The organism is Kocuria massiliensis (assembly GCF_900169715.1).
Lineage (GTDB): Bacteria > Actinomycetota > Actinomycetes > Actinomycetales > Micrococcaceae > Rothia > Rothia massiliensis.
Genome location: NZ_LT835161.1, coordinates 1,104,885 through 1,126,003 on the forward strand (window position 1 = coordinate 1,104,885; position 21,119 = coordinate 1,126,003).

A 21,119-nucleotide genomic window follows, 5' to 3' on the forward strand; every position below is an offset into this window, starting at 1 on the left:
GGTCCCTGAGAAATGCTGCTGTGATCGTCATCCTTGCATAGAGTCGTAAAATGGAAAGGATGCCGTCATGGCGTCTGTGACGTCCCAGTTCTCTGGGGCAATTATCAATAAATGACGCACCCCGATCCGCCCGGAAGGTCGATGTCCACCCTTGATTACAGTTTCGAATCTCGAATTGCGTGCTGGCGCTCGTCTACTGATGGACGAGGTCAATTTCCGAGTTAACAAGGGGGATAAAGTCGGTCTCGTCGGTCGTAATGGCGCGGGTAAAACGACGATGACGAAGGTCTTGGCCGGGCAGGCACTTCCCGCTGGTGGAGAAGTCACCCATTCGGGTTCCATCGGCTATCTGCCGCAAGACCCAAAGGTCGACGATATGGAGCAGACCGCACGGGATCGGATTTTTTCCGCTCGTGGTTTGGCCGGCGTCATGGGTCGCATGCACCGGGCTCAGCAAGACATGGCTTCTGAAGATCCCCAGGTTCAGGCAAAGGGCATGCGGTCCTACGACCGCTTGGAAGCCGAGTTCATTTCGGGTGGCGGTTACGCCGCGGAATCAGAAGCCGCAACGATCACTCACAACCTCGACCTTCCCGAGAGATTACTATCGCAACCGCTGCGAACCCTGTCCGGCGGTCAGCGTCGCCGTGTGGAACTTGCTCGGATTTTGTTCTCGGACGCCGACACCATGTTGCTCGACGAGCCGACTAACCACCTCGACGCGGACTCCGTTGCGTGGCTGCGCGAATTCTTGCGTGGGTACCAGGGCGGCCTGTTGGTGATCAGCCACGACGTCGAACTCATGGAACTTGTGGTCAACAAGGTGCTCTATCTCGATGCGATCCGGTGTGTGGTCGATGTCTACAACATGGATTGGAAGCATTACCTCCAACAGCGTGAGCAGGACGAACATCGACGCAAACGCGAGCGCGCGAATGCCGAAAAGAAGGCCGGCGCACTCATGGAGCAGGCAAATAAAATGCGTGCCAAGGCGACTAAGGCAGTAGCAGCCCAGCAGATGATTAAGCGCGCCGAACGGCTCATGCGCGAGGTTGAGCCGGAGCAAGCGAAGGATAAGGTCGCCGCGATCCGTTTCCCCGCGCCGTCTCCCTGTGGCAAGACGCCGCTCCGAGCCAGTGGGCTTTCCAAGTCCTACGGTTCCCTCGAGATCTTTACCGACGTGGACTTGGCCATCGACCGAGGTTCCCGGGTCGTGGTTTTGGGCCTTAACGGTGCCGGTAAGACCACCTTGCTGCGAATGCTCGCGGGAGTTTCGGAACCGGATTCCGGTCAGCTCGAACCGGGCCATGGGCTGAAACTCGGCTACTTCGCTCAGGAGCACGACACCCTAGACCCGGAGCGGTCAGTTCTGGAAAATATGCGCACAGCGGCTCCGGACCTGCAAGACACGCAGGTTCGCACCATTTTGGGTTCGTTCCTCTTCCAGGGGGACGACGTCAGCAAGCCCGCGGGCGTCCTGTCCGGCGGCGAAAAGACCCGCCTCGCCTTGGCCACGTTGGTCGCATCTAGCGCCAACGTTCTTCTGCTGGACGAGCCCACTAACAACCTTGACCCCGCAAGCCGTGAAGAAATTCTGAACGCCTTGAAGACGTATGAGGGCGCGATCGTCATGGTCTCGCACGATGAAGGGGCCGTTGAGGCGCTCGATCCCGAGCGGGTTCTGATGCTTCCGGACGGCATCGAAGATCACTGGAACAAGGAATACCAGGACCTGATCACGCTGGCTTAGGAACGGGCCGCGTCGGATCGGTACGTTCGTCAACGGACGTACCGCTCCGACGGCGATTCTTAGCGTGGTCGACGCGCCGTCCCAAAAGCATCCACCTCGGCGTCCTCGATCTCTTCGGCGCTGGGGCGTTTGCGTTTCTTCGGTGGTTTCGGCCTCACGATGGCCTTCATATGTGACGGCATGTCGTCGATCATTTCCATTTGCCGCAAGACAATCGATTCGTCAATGTCGCCGATATACGTGCCATCGGCGTCGTAAAAACGCCCATAATATTGTTCGAGTTCCTCGGCCAATTGTGCGTCGAGGCGGTCATTTCGCACCTTTTGACGGGCGCACCAGGCATAAGCGACGAAGACCAAGACAGAGAAGGCGTACCACTGCATCGAGTATGAGAGGTTTGGTCCCGCGTCTTGTTCCGGTTCGCTGAGCTGAGAGGGCGACGACGCCGGCGCCGGGTCTTCCGAAGCTAAAATCCCGTACCCGGACTCGGCCACGGGATAGCCCAGGTTCTGGCCGAGGCGTTTCACGTCAACGGAAGCGATCTGTCCTGACGGCGCGCTCTTTCCGGTATCCGCTTCAGAGGCCTGCAGACGCGCCACCACCGTGACATTTCCCTCGGGAGGCGGCGGAACGGCTGAAGCCGGCTTAGCATTCGAGTCTCCGGCAGGTACCCAGCCGCGGTCGATCACCACGGTGGTGCCAGACGTCGTCGTGAAGGGGACGAGGACCTCGAAACCGATGCTGCCGTCGTGCGGCCGGTTACGAACCAGAATTTGGTCCTTCGGATGATAGGAACCCCTCATGGAGATCGGGGTCCACTGTTTGTCTTGCTGATAATCCTGAAAGTAATGACCGGCCTCAGAGAAAGGTTCGGGGGAGGCGTCATAATTCTGGCTGATGCGACTATTCCTGTAGTCCAAGGCCTCCTTGCGGTCCATCTGCCAGCCGGCCAGATAGACGCAAAGCAATGAGAACAGAACGCACAGACCGAACGCTCCGATCCATTTGCCGGACAACAAGAACTTGTACACGCACTACCTTTTCGTGGACCTACGTAGGGGGAGTTTCATCCTCGCGGACCGAGGTCGATGGTCTCCTTGAGGAATCCTCGCGCGCCGAGGAATTCTTCTAAAAAGACCCGATGTTCCGGACACGCCAGCCATACTTTACGCCTGTCGGGTGTGTGAATCGACGGATTATTCCACTCGAGCCGGAAGGCAGCCTCGGCAGAACAACCACGCCGGGAACAGGTCGGGATGTCGACGCTCTCGGGGGTTCCCAAGAGATCCTGAAGATTCATGCGTACCGCCTTCCTCGTGGTCACGGTCCTCGGCCTCAACACCGTCGGATGGAAGCCAATGGATGGCTCGCTAGTACTGGTGCCCAGTCCGGTATTCCCCGTCGATGACGTCGTCCGACGGGGGAGAGCTCGGCGCTTCGCCAGGAGAACCATGGCTGATGTCGTCACCGTTCTGCTCGCCATCATCCGGTTTTTGATGTCCCCGCGATTCCTCGGCCGAATAGGTTTGCCCAGGAATAAGTTCTCGTGGCTGCCGACCGGGATCGTAAGAAACATCACGAACTTCCGCCCGGTCATTACCGTTGGCCAAAACCACCGCGACCCACGGCAAAACGACGACGCCGACGACGGCCACCCAGCGAATCCACCCGTCGAACGCGACTGCCACGATCAAACACACGATGCGAAGTCCCATCTGCAAGGCGTATCGCTTCATGCGATGGTCGATGCCTTCGCTATGGGGCGCCTGGGCACCGGTGATGGTGTGGACGTCCTGAGGCTCATCGTGAGCGTCGGACTTTTCTCGATGATCGCGAGGTGACAACGCCGGTCCCTCCTCCCGGAATCGTGATGTTGAGGACCGCATAAAGAATCATTGTCTCACTTTGGAGCACGGTTCGGGCGCCGAAGTGGGTCTTTGGTGGCCGATTGCGTCAATATCCACACGGACACGGGCCATGGCTCGGATAGGATGAAGGATTGAATACCGCATCAGGAGTCCGGTCCTCGAGGCCGGTTGAAGCCGAAAGGTGACCATGGCAGCAGAACCGACGTCTACCGATACTTCCCAGGACTTTCAGCCCCGGACCGTTCTCGTCACCGGAGGCAACCGCGGCATCGGCCGTTCGATCGCCGAAGCCTATAGGGATCAGGGACACAACGTCTGCGTGACGTATCGTTCCGGGGAAGCACCAGAAGGTTTCTTCGCCGTTCGTGCGGACGTGACCGATTCCGAATCCGTGGATCGTGCGTTCAAAGAGATCGAGTCCGAGTTCGGCCCTGTCGAGATCTTGGTGGCGAACGCCGGAATGACCAAAGACACGCTGCTGCTGCGCATGAAGGAGCAGGACTTCACGGAGGTCGTCGACACCAATCTGACCGGAGCTTTCCGGGTGGTGCAACGCGCGGCCAAGGGCTTTATGCGCAAGAAATTTGGTCGCGTAGTCCTCATTTCCTCCGTCGTTGGCCTGTACGGATCCCCGGGCCAGATCAACTATTCTGCGTCGAAGGCTGGCCTTGTGGGTATCGCACGCTCCCTCACTCGCGAGCTGGGAGCCCGAAACGTCACGGCAAACGTCGTCGCTCCCGGATTCATCGATACCGATATGACGGATGTTCTTCCCGAGGAGACTCAGGCAAAGTACCTGGACACCATTCCGGCCCACCGTTTCGGTACGCCTGAGGACGTCGCACGCGTGGTTCGGTGGCTGACCAGTGACGAGGCGGCGTACATCAGCGGCGCCGTCATCCCCGTCGACGGCGGCCTCGGAATGGGCCACTAAATTCACCGATTTTTGGCCGTTGGTTTCAGCCAGCGACCGTTGAAAACATCAATATCGCGTCCTCGGTAGCCTCCGAAGACGCCGTAGAAAGGACAGCATGGGCGCTCTGGACAATAAATCCGTAATCGTGACCGGTTCCTCGCGAGGGGTTGGCGCTGACACCGCCAAGATTCTCGCCTCCGAAGGAGCGGGCGTCGTGATCAATTACCGACAGAAGGCTCCCCGGGCCAATAAAGTCGTCCAGGCCATTGAGGAAGCTGGCGGCCGCGCCGTCGCCGTGGGAGCTGACATCACCAACCACGACGACGTCCAGCAGCTGGTCGACGCCGCCGTATCGAATTTCGGCGGACTCGACGTCTTGGTGCTGAACGCCTCAGGTGGAATGGAAACTGACTTGGGCGAGGACTACGCTCTTCGCCTCAACCGCGACGCTCAGTTGGATTTGTTGCGGACCGCAGCGGCCTCCATGAAGGAAGGCTCACGCGTTGTCTTTGTGACGTCGCACCAGGCTCACTTCATTCACGACGTCGAGACCATGCCCGAGTACGAGGCTGTGGCCAAGTCAAAGAGGGCCGGCGAGGACGCCCTCATCGCTGAGATTCCCGCATTGAAGGAGAAGGGGATCTCGTTGGTCGTTGTTTCTGGCGACATGATTGAGGGCACTGTTACGGCAACGCTTCTCAATCGGGCCCGCCCGGGAACGCTCGAAGAGCGTCGCAATGAGGCAGGCAAGCTCTACTCCGTTGAAGAATTCGCCCAAGAGGTCGCCGCTATGGTCACGGCCGACGTCGAAACCGGCCACGTGGAACTCGTGGGCGGAGCGAAGGGCTTCCTCAACTAAAGCTCGGGACACAGCTGGGGCGTGGCACCATCATCACGGTGCCACGCCCCAGTTCCATATCCGGAGGCCGCTACATACCGATGAGATGCCGCACGGCGTCGAGCCGTGGGAAGTTGATCTGCGCGTCCGCGACCTGTCGCAGAACCGGCTTGGCGTTGTAGGCCACCCCGAGCCCGGCACGATCCAACATCATCGCGTCGTTGGCGCCATCTCCGACCGCCACGACGTTCGAGGGCTTCACACCGAACTTTTTGGCCCATTCCTTAACGGAATCCTGTTTGACCTGACCGTCAACGATGGTTCCACGGACTTCGCCGGTCAAACGATCGTCCTTGATCGTCACGTCATTCGCCCTGGCACATTCGATGTCTAGCTGACGAATCACTGGCTTCAAGATAGTGATGAATCCACCGGATACGACGCACACCGGGTTGTCCGAAACGTGGAAGGCGTTAACCAATTGGAGTGCTCCAGGGTTCAACACGAGGGAACGCGAGACACGATGCATGACGGCTTGGTGTTGCCCGGAAAGAGTTGCAACTCGTCTCCTGAAGGACTCTGAGAAGTCCATGTCCCCGCGCATCGCCTGCTCCGTCACTTGGGCAACTTCGTGACGCACCCCGGCCACGGCGGCAAGTTCATCGATCACCTCTCCGTCGAGGAGCGTCGAGTCCGCGTCCATGACAAGCATGCGCCGATCAGCCGTAAGGATCGCTGGGTCGACGACGTTGAGGTCGTACCCCTCGAGGCCGCGGCTTAGTGGATCGGGGCGCAAGGTGCCACGCAATTCCGCGAGATCATGAGGCCAGCGAACATCCAAGGTGACAACGCTGTACTGGGGGCCGCCACGTTGTGCGGCTCGCCGCCCATCAGCCCGGACTTCCGGCAAGGCTGGCACGGAGTAGTCAATGCCATTCAGGATCTGGGCACCGGCATCCTCAACGTAGCGATACAGGTCTCGATGCCGATCAGCGGGGGCGCCCACCCTCAGGGCAACGATTCGCAGGTTTTTGCTCATATTTCCCATCCTATGGATGGAAGGCTCAGGTTCCCAGGTATGAATGCTCTCCACTTGCCGAGTGTCACGGCTAGGTAAGTCGGGCCGACGTGGCTTAAAGTCGAGACATGAGTGCTGTTTTGGAGCTAGTTAACGTCTCCGTGGTGCGGGGACAGGGCCAACGACTAATCGACGGAATCACGTGGACCGTACGGGAAGGGGAGCGTTGGGCAGTGCTCGGCCCCAATGGCGCCGGCAAATCGACGTTGATGAGCGTCTGCGCCGCGCGATTGCATCCGACCTCGGGCATGGTGGATATCCTGGACGAAATTTTGGGGGCCGTGGACGTCTTCGAACTGAGGCCTCGGATCGGTTTGACTTCGGGCGCCATCGCTTCACAGTTTCCGGCGTCCGAAAAGGTCCGAGACGTCGTCGTCACCGCAGCCTATGGCGTTACGGGACGTTGGCGTGAGGGCTACGATCAGATGGATCACGAGCGCGCCCAAGAACTGCTCGAGCAATGGGGCGTATCCCACCTGGCGGACCGAACTTTTGGTTCCTTGTCCGACGGCGAACGGAAGCGTGTTCTGATTGCCCGCGCTCTCATGACCGACCCGGAACTCATGATTCTCGACGAGCCGGGGGCCGGAATGGATATTGCCGGCCGTGAAGACCTCGTGGCGCGCCTGACGGACCTCGCGCAAGACCCCGATGCGCCGACCACTCTGTTAGTCACCCACCATCTCGAGGAATTGCCCCGCGGCCTCACACATCTGCTCCTGTTGAACCACGGCCGCGTCGTCGCGCAAGGCCCCATCGATGAGGTCCTCACCTCGGAAAATCTCAGTGAAGCCTACGAGATGCCTCTCAAACTGACCTCCGTGGATGGCCGTTACACGGCGTTCTCCGCGAACTAATGTCCATTCTGGAAATTTGCATCATATTGGTTGCTGGCCTCTGGGCCGGTGCCATTAATACAATCGTCGGTTCAGGCACTCTCGTGACCTTTCCGGTGCTCGTGTCGATGGGCGTGCCACCGGTCACAGCCACGATTTCCAATGCCATGGGCCTGATCGCCGGGAACTTCACTGGCGCTTGGGGGTACCGAAAAGAGCTCAAGGGATTAGAACGCACCCTCTGGAAGCTCATTCCGTGTTCCCTGATCGGTGGGATCCTCGGTGCCTACCTTTTGTTGCACCTACCCGCCAGTGTTTTTGAGGCTGCTAGCCCGATTCTCATCGGTGTGGCGTTGCTTTTCGTGATCTTCCAGCCGAAACTGCAGGCTATCGTCCGAAAGAGGCGCGAAGGCACAGAGTTGCCGTCCGAAGAGAGCGACCATCAACCGCCGATACTTTATGCGTTGGTATTCTTCGCCGGCGTCTACGGGGGCTACTTTGTGGCTGCCCAAGGGGTCCTTCTCTTGGGGATATTGGGCGTCTTCCTCCTCGCATCACTCCAGGGTGCCAACGCCATCAAGACCGTCTTAGTGGCCAGCGTTAACCTCATCGCAGGAATCTCATATCTTTTGTTTGCGTTTGATCGAATCGACTGGTGGGTGGTCCTCCTGATCGCCATCAGCTCGACCGTCGGTTCCTGGGTGGGGGCCAAGATCGGACGACGATTGAAGCCGGTGGTTCTTCGGAGCATCATCGTGATCCTGGGACTTGCCGCCATCGTCAAGATGGTCTTTCTCGACTAGGCCGCGACACATTTTTTCGGAGCACCTATGAATAACCCTCAATATGGACCGGCCGAGCTGGCCGCCCGCGCGGCCCACGTTGACACGATTCCCAATGTCGTGCGCGTGGCCCAGCAGCAGATCGCAGATTCCCATGGCCGTGCTGACGAACGAGTGCTCAGGGACTTGCGCTTCTATCGTGGACTGACCGACGTCCGCATGCGCACGTCGCGAGAATCGGAGTGGGGCGTTTACATCGCCGAATCATCCAAGGTCTTGCGACGAGCCCTCGATGCAGGCCACGCCCCCTTGTCTTTTCTCATGTCGGACAAGTGGGCTGCGGATTTGGAAGACGTCCTTCGAGCGTGGCCGGAGGTCCCTGCCTACGTGAGCGACGACGCCACGCTGGAAGACCTCACGGGCTTCCACCTGCATCGGGGAGCACTGGCCGTGATGCGGCGTCCACAACCGTTGAGTGTTCGCGAGGTTATTCGTGGAGCTCGACGCGTAGCGATATTGGAGGACATCGTGGATCACACGAACGTCGGCGCCATATTTCGCTCAGCGGCAGCTCTGGGTGTCGACGCCGTCTTGGTCTCGCCGCGCTGCGCGGACCCGCTGTATCGACGCTCGATTCGAGTCTCGATGGGTACAGTATTCCAAGTTCCGTGGGCTCGTTCGGAATCGTGGCCGGATGATGTGGAGGCACTCCACGAAGCCGGCTTCACCACGGCGGCCCTCGCCCTGGAACCGGATTCCATCACCCTCGACGAGCTCTCAGCCCGGAACGAAGACAAACTTGCCCTCATTCTCGGAACCGAAGGGCATGGCCTGAGCCGGGCTACTGTTACGACCGCACAGGAAACGGTCATGATCCCCATGGGCCACGGGGTCGATTCACTCAACGTAGCGGCGGCTTCGGCCGTGGCCTTTTGGGAAACGCGTGTCCGCTGATTCCTTCTCTTCTTGCAGTACACGTGGTAGCGTTATGTGGTCGCCGTACCGCGGCGTCCTCCGTGGCGTGTTCGAACAATATATCGACCGCCCCGTGGAGAATCTCAGCTTTACTCCCTAGGCCTGGCAAAATCCAGTCCGATTGAAAAGGTAGACCCATGCAGACCGATATTCACCCGGATTACCACGCGGTCCTCTTCCGCGATCTCGCGTCCGGCAAGACCTTCCTGACCCGTTCGACCGCCACCAGCCAGAAGACTGAAACCTGGGAAGACGGCAACGAGTACCCCTTGATCGAGGTCGAAATCTCCTCCGAGTCGCACCCGTTCTACACGGGTAAGCAGCGCATCATGGACTCGGCCGGTCGCGTCGAGCGCTTCAATGCTCGCTTCAAGAACTTCGGCAAGGCTGGCAAGTAACCAGCCCCTCGCTGAGAAGGTGCCGGGAATCTTTCACGATTCCCGGCACTTTCTGTATGTTCAGAGTAAAATCGGTCGGGTTAACTGACCCCCGAACATCACCGAACCTGACGGAGTATCCGAATGTCGCTGAACGACGACCTCCTGGACAACGGCAACGAGCCGCAGCCCCGGCGCCGAAAAAAGAGGCGCGGGGGACTCATCGCGCTCGGCATCTGCGGGACTCTGCTCTTGGTCGGCGTGATCGCCGTTGGGGCCTATTTTGCCAACCTGGCCCACAACTTTGATTCCGGAACCAAAAAATTCGCCAACGCCCTGCCGGACGACAAAAATCGGCCGAAAGAAGACGGCTCTTATAACGTTTTGCTCCTCGGCAGCGACTCGCGTCAAGGGGAGGCCGATGAAAAAACGGTTTCCGGTCAGCGCGCGGACACCATCATGCTCCTCCACGTTCCCGCCGATGGGGGCCAGGCGTACCTGATTTCCATCATGCGTGACACCTGGGTCGATATTCCGGGACACGGCAAGGCAAAGATCAACGCGGCCCTCGACCAAGGGGGTATTCCCTTGGAGGTCCAAACAATCGAGCAGTTGCTGGACACCAGAATTGACCACGTCTCCGGCATCAATTTCGAAGGCTTCCGTGACTTGACCAATTCCGTCGGCGGCGTCACCGTCGATGTTCCTGTGGCGTTCACGACCGATCACGGTGAGTCCTACGACAAGGGCCCACAAAAGATGAACGGGGACCGCGCGCTAACCTTCGTCCGGGAACGCTATGCCTTCGCGGACGGGGACTATCAGCGGGTTCGCGACCAGCGTGCCTATATTCGTGGCCTCATGAAGGCCATCGGCGACCCGCAAAACTTCGCCAACCCGCTCAAGGTTAACGACATGGTCAAAACCTTCTCGCCCTATGTACAAGTCGATGACTCGCTCAATTCCACGGAAGCGGCAAAGATTCTGATGAAAATGGGGCCCAACGGCTTCAAGAACATGAAGATGATGACTCTGCCGAATGCCGGGACCGGGTGGTCCGACGACGGCCAGTCCATCGTCAATCTGGACGAGGGAGCCGTCCAGGAACTCAGCAAGGCCATGAAGGATGGAACCATGGATCAATTCGCCAAGACCGCAGGAACCGACTAGCCGCGAAGCGCGACACGCGAAGCGACGTCGTGCCTCAGAGACTCATGAGGCCACGACGTCGCTTCGGTCGTTTAACCCGAAGGCGAGCCGAGCTCAAAATGTATCCGCTCAACAGACCCGCACCACCCGCGCCTCCGCTGATGAGGAGCCCCTTCCAGCTTCGATAGCCTTCCGGGTGCGTCGAAATAATCTTGGCGGAACCATTCACCAAAGCGGCCAAGACCGCACCGGCAACCAATCGGTTCCCGACGACCTCGACGCGGTCGATAATTTCTTCCAGCTCATCCGCGCGGAGATGGACGTCAAAGCCGCCATTTTCGATGACGCTCATGATCTTTCGTAAGGAGCTTGGCACCTCGACGCCGAACCCCACGGTCTCCCGAGTCATGGCAGTAAGCCGCTTGAGAATGGCCTCCACCGAAACCCTGCTCGATACGAATGCCGTCGCAAAAGGCTTGAGGACGGCGATGAAATCAAAGTCCGGGTCGATCAGCTCACCCAAAGATTCGGCCGTCGCGATCATGCGGATCAAGAGCGCCGCTTCTGAGGGCAGGCTGAGCTGATGCCGGTGCAACAAGGCCATAACGTCCGTGAGCACCCTGCCAATATTCAGATCGTCAAGGCTTTGCCCGGAGTACTGACGGATGATGCGCCCAAGATCTGCCTCAATTTCCTGAGGCGTGACATTACGGCCGTGTGAATTGGTGAGACGGATGACGGCGCGGCTGCACTGCTTTATGTTCTGGGTCGTCACGCCAATCAGCAAGGGAAGCATGCTGTCGCGGAAGTCTTCGCTCAGCTCGCCGCACATGCCGAAGTCGATCAGATTGATGGCGCCGTCTGGGCGCACAAACAGATTGCCCGGGTGAGGATCCGCGTGGAAGTAGCCGAACTCAAAGATCATCCGGCACATCGCACCGGTCGCATTCACCGCGAGCCGATGTCGATCGATTCCGTGGGCGTCGAGCGCGTCCACATTGCTGATTTTGATTCCACCAACGCGTTCTTGCGTCAGGATGCGCGAAGTCGTTGCTTCCCAGTAGATGTGGGGGATATGCAATTCAGGATCATCGTGGAAGAAATTCGCGAACCGATCGCAGTGCGTTGCCTCGATGGTGTAGTTGAGCTCCTCCAAGAGCGTTCGGGAGAACTCCGCGCTCAGTTCTACAACGTCGTACTGCTTGGCTAAGGGAACATACCGGCTCAACAGCGTCGCGAGGTCGCTGATGATATCTAGGTCCTGATGAACTTCTTCGAGAACGCCCGGTTTGCGGAATTTAACCACGACATCCTGCCCGTGCAAAACCCCCGCGTGGACCTGCCCGATAGACCCCGACGCCAGGGGAGTGGTGTCAATGGAATCGAACTGTTCCAACATGGTTTGCTCGGGCTGTCCGGCCAAGGAGTCCATGAGCTCCTCGTAGGGAACGACCGTTGCGTCGTCCTGCAATTTGCGCAGTTCTTGCGTGTAGCTCGTCGGTAGGAGGTCTTGTCGAGTCGAAATGAGCTGACCGACCTTGATGAAGGTCGGGCCAAGCTCTTCAAGGGCCATCCTCAAATGCTGAGGTTGGGTGAGGCGCTCACCGGTTTCGGTGCGTCGGACCCGATGCAATGGGCCGGCGATCGGGGCGCCCAACCCCTCCACCAGGAATCCCAATCCGTGACGAATGAAGACGTCGGCAATCTGGAGAAAGCGGTCGGTCCGAGAGCGAGCGCGGGTGAGCAATGGTGTCACCTAGCGACGCGAGCCCGAGCCGCGGCCGTTCGAGTAATCCTCGCCCACGGTTTCGTAGTCGTCCGAGTGCTCCCACTCCGGATACGAGTAGCTTTCGTCGTATTCGGAAGGCTCCGTATCTTCCTCAAAATCGACATCTTCCTCCTCCGACAGATGCTGATCGGAGTAATACCCGTCGTTCACCTCGGGTGATTCGTCGTACTTCGCGACGTCGATAGTGTCCGTGGCGGCCTCGGGCTCGGCTTCTTCCAGGTCGAGGTCTTCCGCATTGGGGGAAAAGGGCTCCTGCTCCGGTCGTTGTTCGAGGGCTTGCTCTTCCTGGTCGGCTTCGGCACCCTCAGGCTCTTCAGACTGGTCCAGGGCCTGAGGTTCGTGGTCAGACGCGGAAGGACCACCGGTCGGGTTGATATCGATTTGGTCGTACATCCGACCAGACCCCTGGAATCGCGACATGTAGACGCCGGCGAATACCACCGATGCACCGACGATGATGCCCAACACACCGAGAATCGGCTTGAAGAAAATCAGCACGATGCCCAGGATCAAGATCAGCGCACCGAGGACGCCCAAGCCCCATCCTGAGCCTCCGCTGTGTCGATGACGCTCCACAAATCCGGCCTTGGTCGCAGACGAGCTTCCGTGAGTATCCGGGTGGAGCCGTTCGACGGCGTCGTCGGGCTTTTCGGCTCGCTTCAAGCTGGGGTTCTCTTCCGCCTCGCTCGGCACGTAACTCGGGTCGAGGTCATATGAATCTTGTTTGGCCTTGAGGAGAGGCAAGGAATTGGGCAGATCCGTGTACCAAGAGCTCGGGATTTCGTCGGCGCGAACCGTCTGGACGGTGAGAGACAGCTCGAATGAGCTACCACGGATGGTTCCCCACACGGCGGTCAACTTGTTGTGCTGGAAGGCGTGACGAACCACGGGCGCCAGCTGTTCAGACATCTGGGTGCTGAGGCGTCCGACGATGCGACGGTCGTGCAAGACGTCCACGACCTCGACCTCGCTGCCGTCCGCCAGCTTGTGACGGTTCGCCTCAAGGGTCAGAATGACGCGGCCCTCGCCAGACATCGGGAGGACGTCGTGGAGGTACTCAGCATGTTCGTTCTCGTTAAGAACCTTGACGCTGGACCCCTGGGGGAGAAGAGCCGCGTGGAGGGGAGACGCATTGATCGGGAAGAGCAGTTCCGGGCGCGAAACGGAGAGGATCGCGCGGGTTTCCAGGCGAGGATGATCACCATCGCGCCGTTGGGTCGCCCAGAATCGAATCGGCGCGACGGGCGTGTATCCCGAATAGATGATGCGTGCCAGGGGATTCCAATAACGTTCGGAATCCTTCACGGTCATTCGGGCCACCTTGTAACCGTTGACCCAAATCGCGATGCTCTCGGGAAAGACGGGGTTGTCGGGCTCCGGAACCAGCTGAGCCGTCGCGTCGACGACCTGCTCACGATCCAAGCGTTTTCCGTCGAAGAGCCGCAAAATCTCGGCGTCGTAATAGTCCTCGGTGACAAGCTCCAAGGACCCACGGTCGTTGAGCGCGTAATCCGTCACTGCGAATCTCCTCTAATATCCCTCAATACCCGAAGCAGGTCCTCCTAGAATGTCACAACTTGGCCCCTGGAGATCGGTAATCGCGGCGAATCTTACGGTCGTGTTCCTCGCCGTCCCGCGGATCGTCAGGGTGCCACATCAGGTTCTTTAAATTTTGGACCATAGATCGCGTATGCGCGACGTCCTGATCGCGTCCTCAGAACGTTCGGTCAGTTCACGGCGCAAGGCCCGGGGCGCGTCAGGATGATCTGCGAGCCATTCCTGGGTTGCAGCCACGGGGTCGACGTCGTCGTCCACGGTGGGGAACAGGCCCCTGACAATTCGGGTCGCCATACCGATCGAGTGGTCTGCCCAGACCGCGCCGAGTCCGTCGAAGTACTGAGCCCCTTGCCCTTGCCTCAGAGCTGGGTCGCCGGTCATTAAGCCCACTGCCGTCGCCGACAGTAGGTCGTTGGAGAGATCCTCGCCGAAGATCCTTTCCCAAGCCAGAGCCTTCTCGTCTGTGCTCGGCAAGGCGGCTAACGAACGCGCGTGACCGATGGCGGCGTACTGGCTGGGGTTTGCTGCATAGGACTCTTCGAGGGCGGTACGGGTGAGACGACCGTGAGCGGCAAGCGCCGTCCGAGCCAGCCACTGGATCTGGTCTCCCAATGTCAGGCCTCGCCACGGGGTGCCCGGATGGGTTGTCGCCCAGTCCAGGAGCTCGTAGGCAATGTCGGCCAGCGCTCCAGATTCACGGCCCAAGACAAGGCTGTGCTGTACCAGAACTCGTTGCTGGTCGCTTCCTTCCTCTACCGATGCCAAGCCGTCCCGCAGGTGTGCGGCCAAGGACTCGAGCTGTGACGTCCGTTCCGGTTCAGGGACATACGACCGCAGTGCCGTACCCGCATGGATCAGTAGGGTGTCCAGCAGGGTAGGGGAATTCTCGCGGCTGAGTCCCCGGCCCACATGCTCGAGGTAACGGCGAGGATCGATCTGGCCCAGCCGAACCATGTTCCACAGCGAGCTGCCCAAGACGCCCCGGTCCAACGGATCACTGATCGTGTGTCCATACTCCAGCGCCGTCTCGACATCGGACTCGGACAGCAGGGCTAGGGCATAGGTCTGATCATCCTGATTGACCACAACGATGCTCTCGGCGTCGCCGGCGGGAGAGACGTCCAGGGATACGGTCGTCGACGTGCTCTCGGCACCCGCGGATACCTCGCAGGGAACCACCTGGGTTCGCTGCAGGGAGCCGGCGTCCAAAGAGAATGTCGCGAGATTGAGCACATGGGGGCGACCGATAGCCTGCGAAGCCTCATCGGGGAAGGTTTGCGCGAGTTCTGAACGTTGGGCGCTGTACGTCAAGTGGGTGACACCGGCCGTTTGCAACCAGGCCCGGGCCCACTCACTCAGATCGCGGCCGCAGGCCTCACTGAGGACCGCTAAGAAATCCGAGAGCTCCGCGGTCCCGAATTGATGTCGCTTGAAATAGACGCGGGCCGCCTGAATGAATTGTTCGAAGCCCACATATGCGACCAGTTGTTTGAGCACCGAAGCGCCCTTGGCATAGGTGATGCCGTCGAAGTTTTGTTTGGCCGCCTCAACATCGGGAATATCGGCGACGATCGGGTGCGTGGTCGAATATTGATCCTGCGTATACGCCCAGGCTTTCCGACGATTGGCGAACGTCACCCACGCTTCCTCGTAGCCTCCGACCCGTTCTGCGGCCAAGGAACCCATGAATTCGGCGAAAGACTCCTTGAGCCACAAATCGGACCACCACCGCATGGTCACGAGGTCTCCAAACCACATGTGCGACATTTCGTGCATGATGACATCGGCTCGGCCTTCACGTTGCGCCACCGTCGACCCATCGGGGAAGAGATACGACTCCGTGAAGGTCACCAATCCGGGATTCTCCATCGCACCCAGGTTGTATTCCGGGACGAAGGCCTGATCGTATTTGCCCCACGGGTACGGGTAGTCAAAAAGATCCTGGAAGAAATCGAGGCCATGCCGAACGAGGTCGAAGATATTTTCCGAGTCCATGGACTCGGCCATCGATTGCCGGCAATACAGGGTCATGGGCGTGACCCCTGAATCTGACCCGCTTCGTCGATACAAGGAGCTCACCGCGTGGTACTGACCGGCGAGCAAGGTCGTGATGTACGTCGACATGCGTTGAGTCGGAGCGAAGCGTCGTCGCGAAACCCCCTCGAGTACGGGGTCGTCTTCGGTCGCCACAATCTCTGTATTCGACGCGACGACCCAGTCGCTCGGGGCCGTGACGGTGAAAGAGAAATTCGCCTTGAGGTCCGGCTGCTCAAAGGTGGGAAATACACGGCGAGCATCGGATGGCTCGTATTGCGTATAGAGGTACGTGCGATGATCCTGAGGATCGATAAACCGATGTAACCCTTCCCCGGAACGGGAGTACAGCGAACGACCGTGAATCACGAGCGTATTTGTCGGCGCAAGATCAGGTAGCTCAATGCGACTGCCATGGACCACCTGTGCCAGATCCAAACGCTGCTCGTTCAGAGTCACCGAGTCGACGCTGTGGTGGATGTACTCGATGAAGGTCGACGCTGGTTCCGGGCCGGTGACGTCGGCCGAAAAGGTGATGGTCGCCTTAACGGGAAAAGACTCCATCGTCGGATCGGCTGCGTACGTCAGGTCCACGTGGACGTCGTACCGATCCATCTCAAGGAGCGCGGATCGGTTCTGGGCTTCATCAAAGGTCAAATTATCGTTACGCACACCACAGAGTATAGGAGTTTTACCTTGTAACTCTCGGACGCACAAGCGGATAAGGGGCGGAAGCACGGTCATTTTCCGTGCGTCCGCCCCTTGTCATGTCGCTATGCTCAGCAGCGATCTCTCCGTGCCTAACGGCGTTTGCCCGAACCAGACGACTTCATCTTCATCAGCGTCTTTTCATCCACCGGAGCATCCGACGAGGCCCGTAGTTTTCGGAAGTATTCCGCAGCGTCAGCCTGTCGCACCTCTTCCAGACCACTGGAAATTTCGGCGCGGAGATGTGCCTGGGTCCAGCCAAAGCCTTCCACGAGTTGCAAGGAATAGGGCTCGATTTTGTCGAGGAGCCGATTGATGTACTCCTCCAGCGCCCGACCGCGTTGCGTGGAGATGAGGCCGTAGGACACGTACCACCCCAAATTCTTGTGGATCAGCGTGAGACCGTACAAATCTCGCAACCAGGTCATGACTTCGTGGGTTTTTCCGTCCAAGGAATCGACGACGTCGCTCATGGCTTCCCACGCGAGGAGTTCACCGTGCGAACGGGCGGCATCGATCAACTTAACCTGTTGGCTGTTAAAGACCTTGGTCGCATCGGTGGCCGACATCTTTCGTGCCGGCCGGAGCGCCTCGGCGGCCTCTGAGACCTTGGTGTGCACGCGATCCTGCATGAGTTCACGCTGCCACTTGGGGTCCTTGAGGGCCTTGGCCGACTTTTTCTGAGTACCCGTATCGTGAATGAGCTGGGCAACGCTCCGAAGTCCCGTGCGATTGAATGCAAGGTCTTCCGCGCGAGAGGACACATATTTGGTGATCGTTCCGACGTCGAGCCCCGCGAATTCCTTCGAGTAGTCACCCAACAAGCGCTTAGCCACCAGCTGCAAAAGCACGTGGTTGTCACCCTCGAACGTCGCATAAACATCCAGGTCTTGGTAGAGCGACGTGAAACGGTTCTTGGTCATGAAGCCTGCACCGCCGGTAGCTTCACGGCACTCCTGCAGGGTCTCCAAAGCACCCCACGTAGACAGTGGCTTGAGCGACGCCGCCAAGGTCTCCAATTCCGCACGATTTTCCGGCGTGTCCTCTCTGCCCGAGAAGACATCATCAAAGGTCGATAGCAATCCGTGATGGGCAAAGGCCTGGGCGTAAGTGCGGGCCAACAGAGGCAAAAGCCGACGCCGATGGAGCTGATAGCTCATGAGCGTTGCTTCGGTCTCTCCGCCCGCGGAGAACTGACGCCTCTCATATGCGTATCGGATGGCGATGCTCAACGCGATCTTGGAGGCATTGACGGACGAGCCGTCCAGGCTCACGCGGCCTTGAACGAGTGTTCCGAGCATCGTGAAGAATCGGCGACCTGGAGAATCAATGGGGGAGGAGTAGGTCCCGTCGTCGGCAACGTCCCCATAGCGATTGAGCAGATTGGTCCGGGGAATCCGGACATGGTCGAAAGCCAACCGGCCATTATCGATTCCGTTGAGGCCGCCCTTGTGCCCGTCGTCTTCGGACTGGATACCGGGAAGATTCACCCCGTCTTCGTCGCGAATCGGCACGTAGAACGCGTGGACTCCATGGTTGACTCCCTCGGTGATCAGCTGAGCAAAAACCACGGCCGCCTTGCCATGCTGAGCGGCATTACCGAGAAATTCCTTCCACGCCGATTTGAACGGAGTATTGATCACAAACTCTTCGCTGTCGGGATCGTAGGTGGCCGTGGTCGCTATGGAGGCCACGTCAGAGCCGTGGCCGATCTCGGTCATCGCGAAGGCGCCGGGAACATCCAAATTCATAATTCCTGGCAGGAAGCGGCGGTGGTGTTCCTGGGTGCCGAGTTGATGAACGGCGGCACCAAAGAGGCCCCATTGGACGCCGGCCTTGATTTGCAGAGAGGGGTCGGCCGCCACGAGCTCTTCGAACCCAGCGATATTTCCGCCGGGATCTTCGCCGCCGCCAACGTACTCAGGATAGGCGCGATGTACGACGTGGTTTTCGACCAGGATCTGAAGCTGCTGCAGGACGCGTTCGCGGTGATCCTGATAGCTGAGAGTATCGACCTTGTGCAACGCCGGATCTTCAATGAGATCCCGAACCTTCTGACGGACCTCTTTCCACGGGCCCATGAGCTTGTCGTGCAGCGTCTCGACATCGATTCGCTCGTCGGTGTCCGGTCCTTGAACGGCCTGCACCTCGTCCAGCGGGCCCTGAGACGTGCCTTCAGGTGATCCTTTGGACGCTTTCGGGTGCGACGCCGCGGCGTCATCCGTCAAGGAGGATGTGGGGTTCAGCGGCATGTTTACTCCTGAATCTGATGGGTTGGTGTGGCGGTCTGGGAGTTCCGAAGTCTGAGTCATGTGTGCTCCTTTAAGGGCATGAGGATCCATTGGGTGAGCTGATCCACCGTTTGTTCGCGGGATGGGGCTTCCCCTTTGACATAGGCGCGGCTCCACTTTTCGATCACGGATTGAACCATCCCGACCACAGCTCGGGCCCAATAGTCGAGCGAGACGTCGTCCGGTAAGGAAAGTTCCCCACTCTCCTGGGCAACATTTCGCAAGGAGGCCAGCAAGAGGTGAGCGACGTGATCGGCAAAGAGCCCCAATGACGATGTCGGGGCTTCGTCACCATCCAGACGTGCCCAACCCAATCCGGCATGAGACGTCACAAATTCGTGGATGGACGGCGAACGCTGAACCATCACGAGGTACGCGTCAATCATCCGGTGCACGGTATCCGCCGGGGATGACCCGTTGGCGGCCGCCTCGACGATTTTCTGTTCCAGGCTTGACAGCAAAAATTCACCCAATGCTTGGCTGAGACCCGCTTTGTCCGTGAAGTATCGGTAGTAGACCGACTTGGACGTCCCAGAATGGGCGGCGATCTCTTCCATAGAGGCTTGCGGACCGATTTTGTGAATCGCGTACCGGGCTTCCCGAAGAAGCTGACGACGCCGCACCTTACGGTGGGTTTGCCATCGAGTCGCGCGCCCATCGGGGGCGGACGATTCGATGGACGCATCTTTCCGTGTTTTGACGGCCTCGTTGGTGTTCACGATACGCAGAGTATCAGGTACTCTTGACTTTTGTAACCCCAGTCACAAGGGACGATGCGGTGGGAATCGGCTTCTCGCTCGAGCGAAATTCAGCGCTTTGCGCCGTCGTTCCACAACCTTCTAGATCCGGAGGATCCATGTCTCAGGCCTATGTTCTCGGTGGTAACCGCATTCCGTTCGCACGTTCACACGGGGCCTATGCCTCGGTCAGCAATGTGGACATGCTGACGAGTGTGTTTGACGGATTGGCAGCTCGATTTGGCCTTGCTGGCGAGCACATCGGCGAAATCGCGGCGGGCGCCGTCCTCAAGCATCCCAAGGATTTCAACCTCACGCGTGAGGCCGTCTTGGGCTCGGCCCTTTCATCATCAACCCCCGCCTACGACGTTCAGCAGGCGTGCGCAACCGGCTTGGAAACTGTCTGGGGACTGACCAACAAGATTCGTTTGGGTCAGATGGACTCTGCCATCGCCGGCGGTGTCGATTCCGCTTCCGACGCGCCCATCGTGGTCTCCGAAGGACTCCGCCGCGGACTGCTCAAACTAGCCCGGGCAAAAACCCTCAAGCAACGACTCGCTGCCGTTTCTTCCCTGCGCCCGGCCGATATCAAGCCGCAAGCCCCGGGAACGGGTGAACCGCGCACTGGACTTTCCATGGGCGAGCATCAAGCCATTACGACCGCTGACTGGGAGATCAGCAGGGAGGACCAAGATGAGCTTGCCCTGACGAGCCACCAGAATCTTGCTGCCGCCTACGATCGCGGATTCTTCGATGATCTGGTGACCGGCTTCCGCGGATTGAATAGGGACAACAATCTTCGTCCGGATACGTCCCTGGAGAAGCTTGCGAAGCTGAACCCGGCCTTCGGTCGCAGCCTTCCCGGCGAACCGACCATGACCGCAGGTAACTCGACGCCATTGACCGACGGCGCATCGGCCGTGCTTTTGGGCAGCCAGGAGTGGGCAGATCAGCACAACATGACACCTCTGGCCCGTGTGGTCGATGCACAGGCCGCGGCCGTGGACTTCGTCGACGGCGACGAGGGACTACTGATGGCCCCCGCCTACGCGGTGCCACAGCTGATCGAACGCAATCATCTCGGTCTGGGAGACTTTGACTTTTACGAAATTCACGAGGCCTTCGCGGGCACCGTCCTGTGCCATCTCAAGGCTTGGGAATCTGAGACATTTGCCCGGGAAAAGCTCGGTCGCGACCAGGCCGTGGGTTCCATCGATCGGTCCAAGCTGAATGTGAACGGTTCATCGCTTGCAGCAGGCCACCCCTTCGCCGCTACCGGGGGACGAATCGTCGCCTCCCTGGCAAAGCAACTTCACGAGAAGGCCACAGAAACCGGCAAGACCCAGCGCGGACTCGTTTCTGTTTGCGCGGCGGGAGGACTCGGCGTCGCCATGATCCTCGAAGCCGAAAAGCCCGCCAACTAGTCCACCCATA

At 59.2% G+C, this 21,119-nt stretch carries 18 protein-coding genes; 9 read left to right on the forward strand and 9 right to left on the reverse strand.

Going from position 1 to position 21,119, the window contains the following annotated elements:
• Positions 1-151 precede the first annotated feature (151 nt).
• Positions 152-1,750, forward strand: coding sequence for an ABC-F family ATP-binding cassette domain-containing protein (locus tag B9Y51_RS09285; RefSeq protein ID WP_085529484.1), 1,599 nt, complete (start codon positions 152-154; stop codon positions 1,748-1,750).
• A 59-nt stretch (positions 1,751-1,809) separates the two neighbouring features.
• Here B9Y51_RS09285 and B9Y51_RS09290 read toward each other — a convergent pair whose 3' ends face one another.
• The 3 genes from B9Y51_RS09290 to B9Y51_RS09300 form a co-directional block, all read right to left on the reverse strand.
• Positions 1,810-2,781 (reverse strand): SURF1 family cytochrome oxidase biogenesis protein, encoded by a 972-nt coding sequence (locus B9Y51_RS09290; RefSeq protein ID WP_245826127.1) that lies wholly within the window; start codon positions 2,779-2,781, stop codon positions 1,810-1,812.
• Positions 2,782-2,816: 35 nt separating this feature from the next.
• A complete protein-coding gene (locus B9Y51_RS09295; protein WP_085529485.1) occupies positions 2,817-3,050 on the reverse strand; it encodes a hypothetical protein in 234 nt (77 codons plus the stop codon).
• A gap of 70 nt (positions 3,051-3,120) precedes the next feature.
• Entirely contained in the window at positions 3,121-3,594 is a 474-nt protein-coding gene (locus B9Y51_RS09300; protein ID WP_158088285.1) for a DUF3099 domain-containing protein, read from the reverse strand.
• A gap of 211 nt (positions 3,595-3,805) precedes the next feature.
• Here B9Y51_RS09300 and B9Y51_RS09305 point away from each other — a divergent pair, with 211 nt between their 5' ends.
• Together B9Y51_RS09305 and B9Y51_RS09310 are read left to right on the forward strand one after the other, a co-directional pair.
• On the forward strand, positions 3,806-4,552 hold the full coding sequence (locus B9Y51_RS09305) for a beta-ketoacyl-ACP reductase (protein WP_085529742.1): 747 nt from the start codon (positions 3,806-3,808) through the stop codon (positions 4,550-4,552).
• 97 nt (positions 4,553-4,649) lie between these two features.
• On the forward strand, positions 4,650-5,393 hold the full coding sequence (locus B9Y51_RS09310) for an SDR family oxidoreductase (RefSeq protein WP_048678266.1): 744 nt from the start codon (positions 4,650-4,652) through the stop codon (positions 5,391-5,393).
• A 70-nt stretch (positions 5,394-5,463) separates the two neighbouring features.
• Here the strand turns inward: B9Y51_RS09310 and serB are convergent, their stop codons facing one another.
• Positions 5,464-6,411 (reverse strand): phosphoserine phosphatase SerB, encoded by a 948-nt coding sequence (gene serB / locus B9Y51_RS09315; RefSeq protein ID WP_053089915.1) that lies wholly within the window; start codon positions 6,409-6,411, stop codon positions 5,464-5,466.
• Between the two features lie 107 nt (positions 6,412-6,518).
• Here serB and B9Y51_RS09320 point away from each other — a divergent pair, with 107 nt between their 5' ends.
• The 5 genes from B9Y51_RS09320 (at position 6,519) to B9Y51_RS09340 (ending at position 10,590) form a co-directional block, all read left to right on the forward strand.
• Complete coding sequence (locus B9Y51_RS09320) at positions 6,519-7,307, forward strand: ABC transporter ATP-binding protein (protein ID WP_085529487.1); 789 nt, start codon at positions 6,519-6,521, stop codon at positions 7,305-7,307.
• Positions 7,307-8,089: a sulfite exporter TauE/SafE family protein gene (locus tag B9Y51_RS09325; protein WP_085529488.1), complete on the forward strand. Its 783-nt coding sequence runs from the start codon at positions 7,307-7,309 to the stop codon at positions 8,087-8,089. The genes B9Y51_RS09320 and B9Y51_RS09325 overlap by 1 nt, the downstream gene beginning before the upstream one ends.
• 27 nt (positions 8,090-8,116) lie before the next feature.
• Positions 8,117-9,022 (forward strand): TrmH family RNA methyltransferase, encoded by a 906-nt coding sequence (locus tag B9Y51_RS09330; protein ID WP_085529489.1) that lies wholly within the window; start codon positions 8,117-8,119, stop codon positions 9,020-9,022.
• 158 nt (positions 9,023-9,180) lie between these two features.
• Positions 9,181-9,441 (forward strand): type B 50S ribosomal protein L31, encoded by a 261-nt coding sequence (locus B9Y51_RS09335; protein WP_030014296.1) that lies wholly within the window; start codon positions 9,181-9,183, stop codon positions 9,439-9,441.
• 123 nt (positions 9,442-9,564) lie between these two features.
• A complete protein-coding gene (locus B9Y51_RS09340) occupies positions 9,565-10,590 on the forward strand; it encodes an LCP family protein (RefSeq protein ID WP_085529490.1) in 1,026 nt (341 codons plus the stop codon).
• Positions 10,591-10,624: 34 nt separating this feature from the next.
• Here B9Y51_RS09340 and B9Y51_RS09345 read toward each other — a convergent pair whose 3' ends face one another.
• The 5 genes from B9Y51_RS09345 to B9Y51_RS09365 all read right to left on the reverse strand — a co-directional run bounded on the left by B9Y51_RS09345 (position 10,625) and on the right by B9Y51_RS09365 (position 19,667).
• Positions 10,625-12,325, reverse strand: coding sequence for an ABC1 kinase family protein (locus B9Y51_RS09345; RefSeq protein ID WP_126855665.1), 1,701 nt, complete (start codon positions 12,323-12,325; stop codon positions 10,625-10,627).
• Entirely contained in the window at positions 12,326-13,876 is a 1,551-nt protein-coding gene (locus tag B9Y51_RS09350; RefSeq protein WP_085529491.1) for a hypothetical protein, read from the reverse strand. It lies immediately after the preceding gene.
• Positions 13,877-14,023: 147 nt separating this feature from the next.
• Positions 14,024-16,621 (reverse strand): aminopeptidase N, encoded by a 2,598-nt coding sequence (pepN, locus tag B9Y51_RS09355; protein WP_085529492.1) that lies wholly within the window; start codon positions 16,619-16,621, stop codon positions 14,024-14,026.
• Between the two features lie 128 nt (positions 16,622-16,749).
• Positions 16,750-18,909, reverse strand: coding sequence for an acyl-CoA dehydrogenase family protein (locus tag B9Y51_RS09360; protein WP_085529493.1), 2,160 nt, complete (start codon positions 18,907-18,909; stop codon positions 16,750-16,752).
• A gap of 56 nt (positions 18,910-18,965) precedes the next feature.
• A complete protein-coding gene (locus tag B9Y51_RS09365; RefSeq protein ID WP_158088286.1) occupies positions 18,966-19,667 on the reverse strand; it encodes a TetR/AcrR family transcriptional regulator in 702 nt (233 codons plus the stop codon).
• Between the two features lie 137 nt (positions 19,668-19,804).
• On the opposite strand from B9Y51_RS09365, the gene B9Y51_RS09370 reads away from it, so the two are divergent.
• A complete protein-coding gene (locus B9Y51_RS09370; protein WP_048678287.1) occupies positions 19,805-21,109 on the forward strand; it encodes an acetyl-CoA C-acetyltransferase in 1,305 nt (434 codons plus the stop codon).
• Positions 21,110-21,119: the final 10 nt, after the last annotated feature.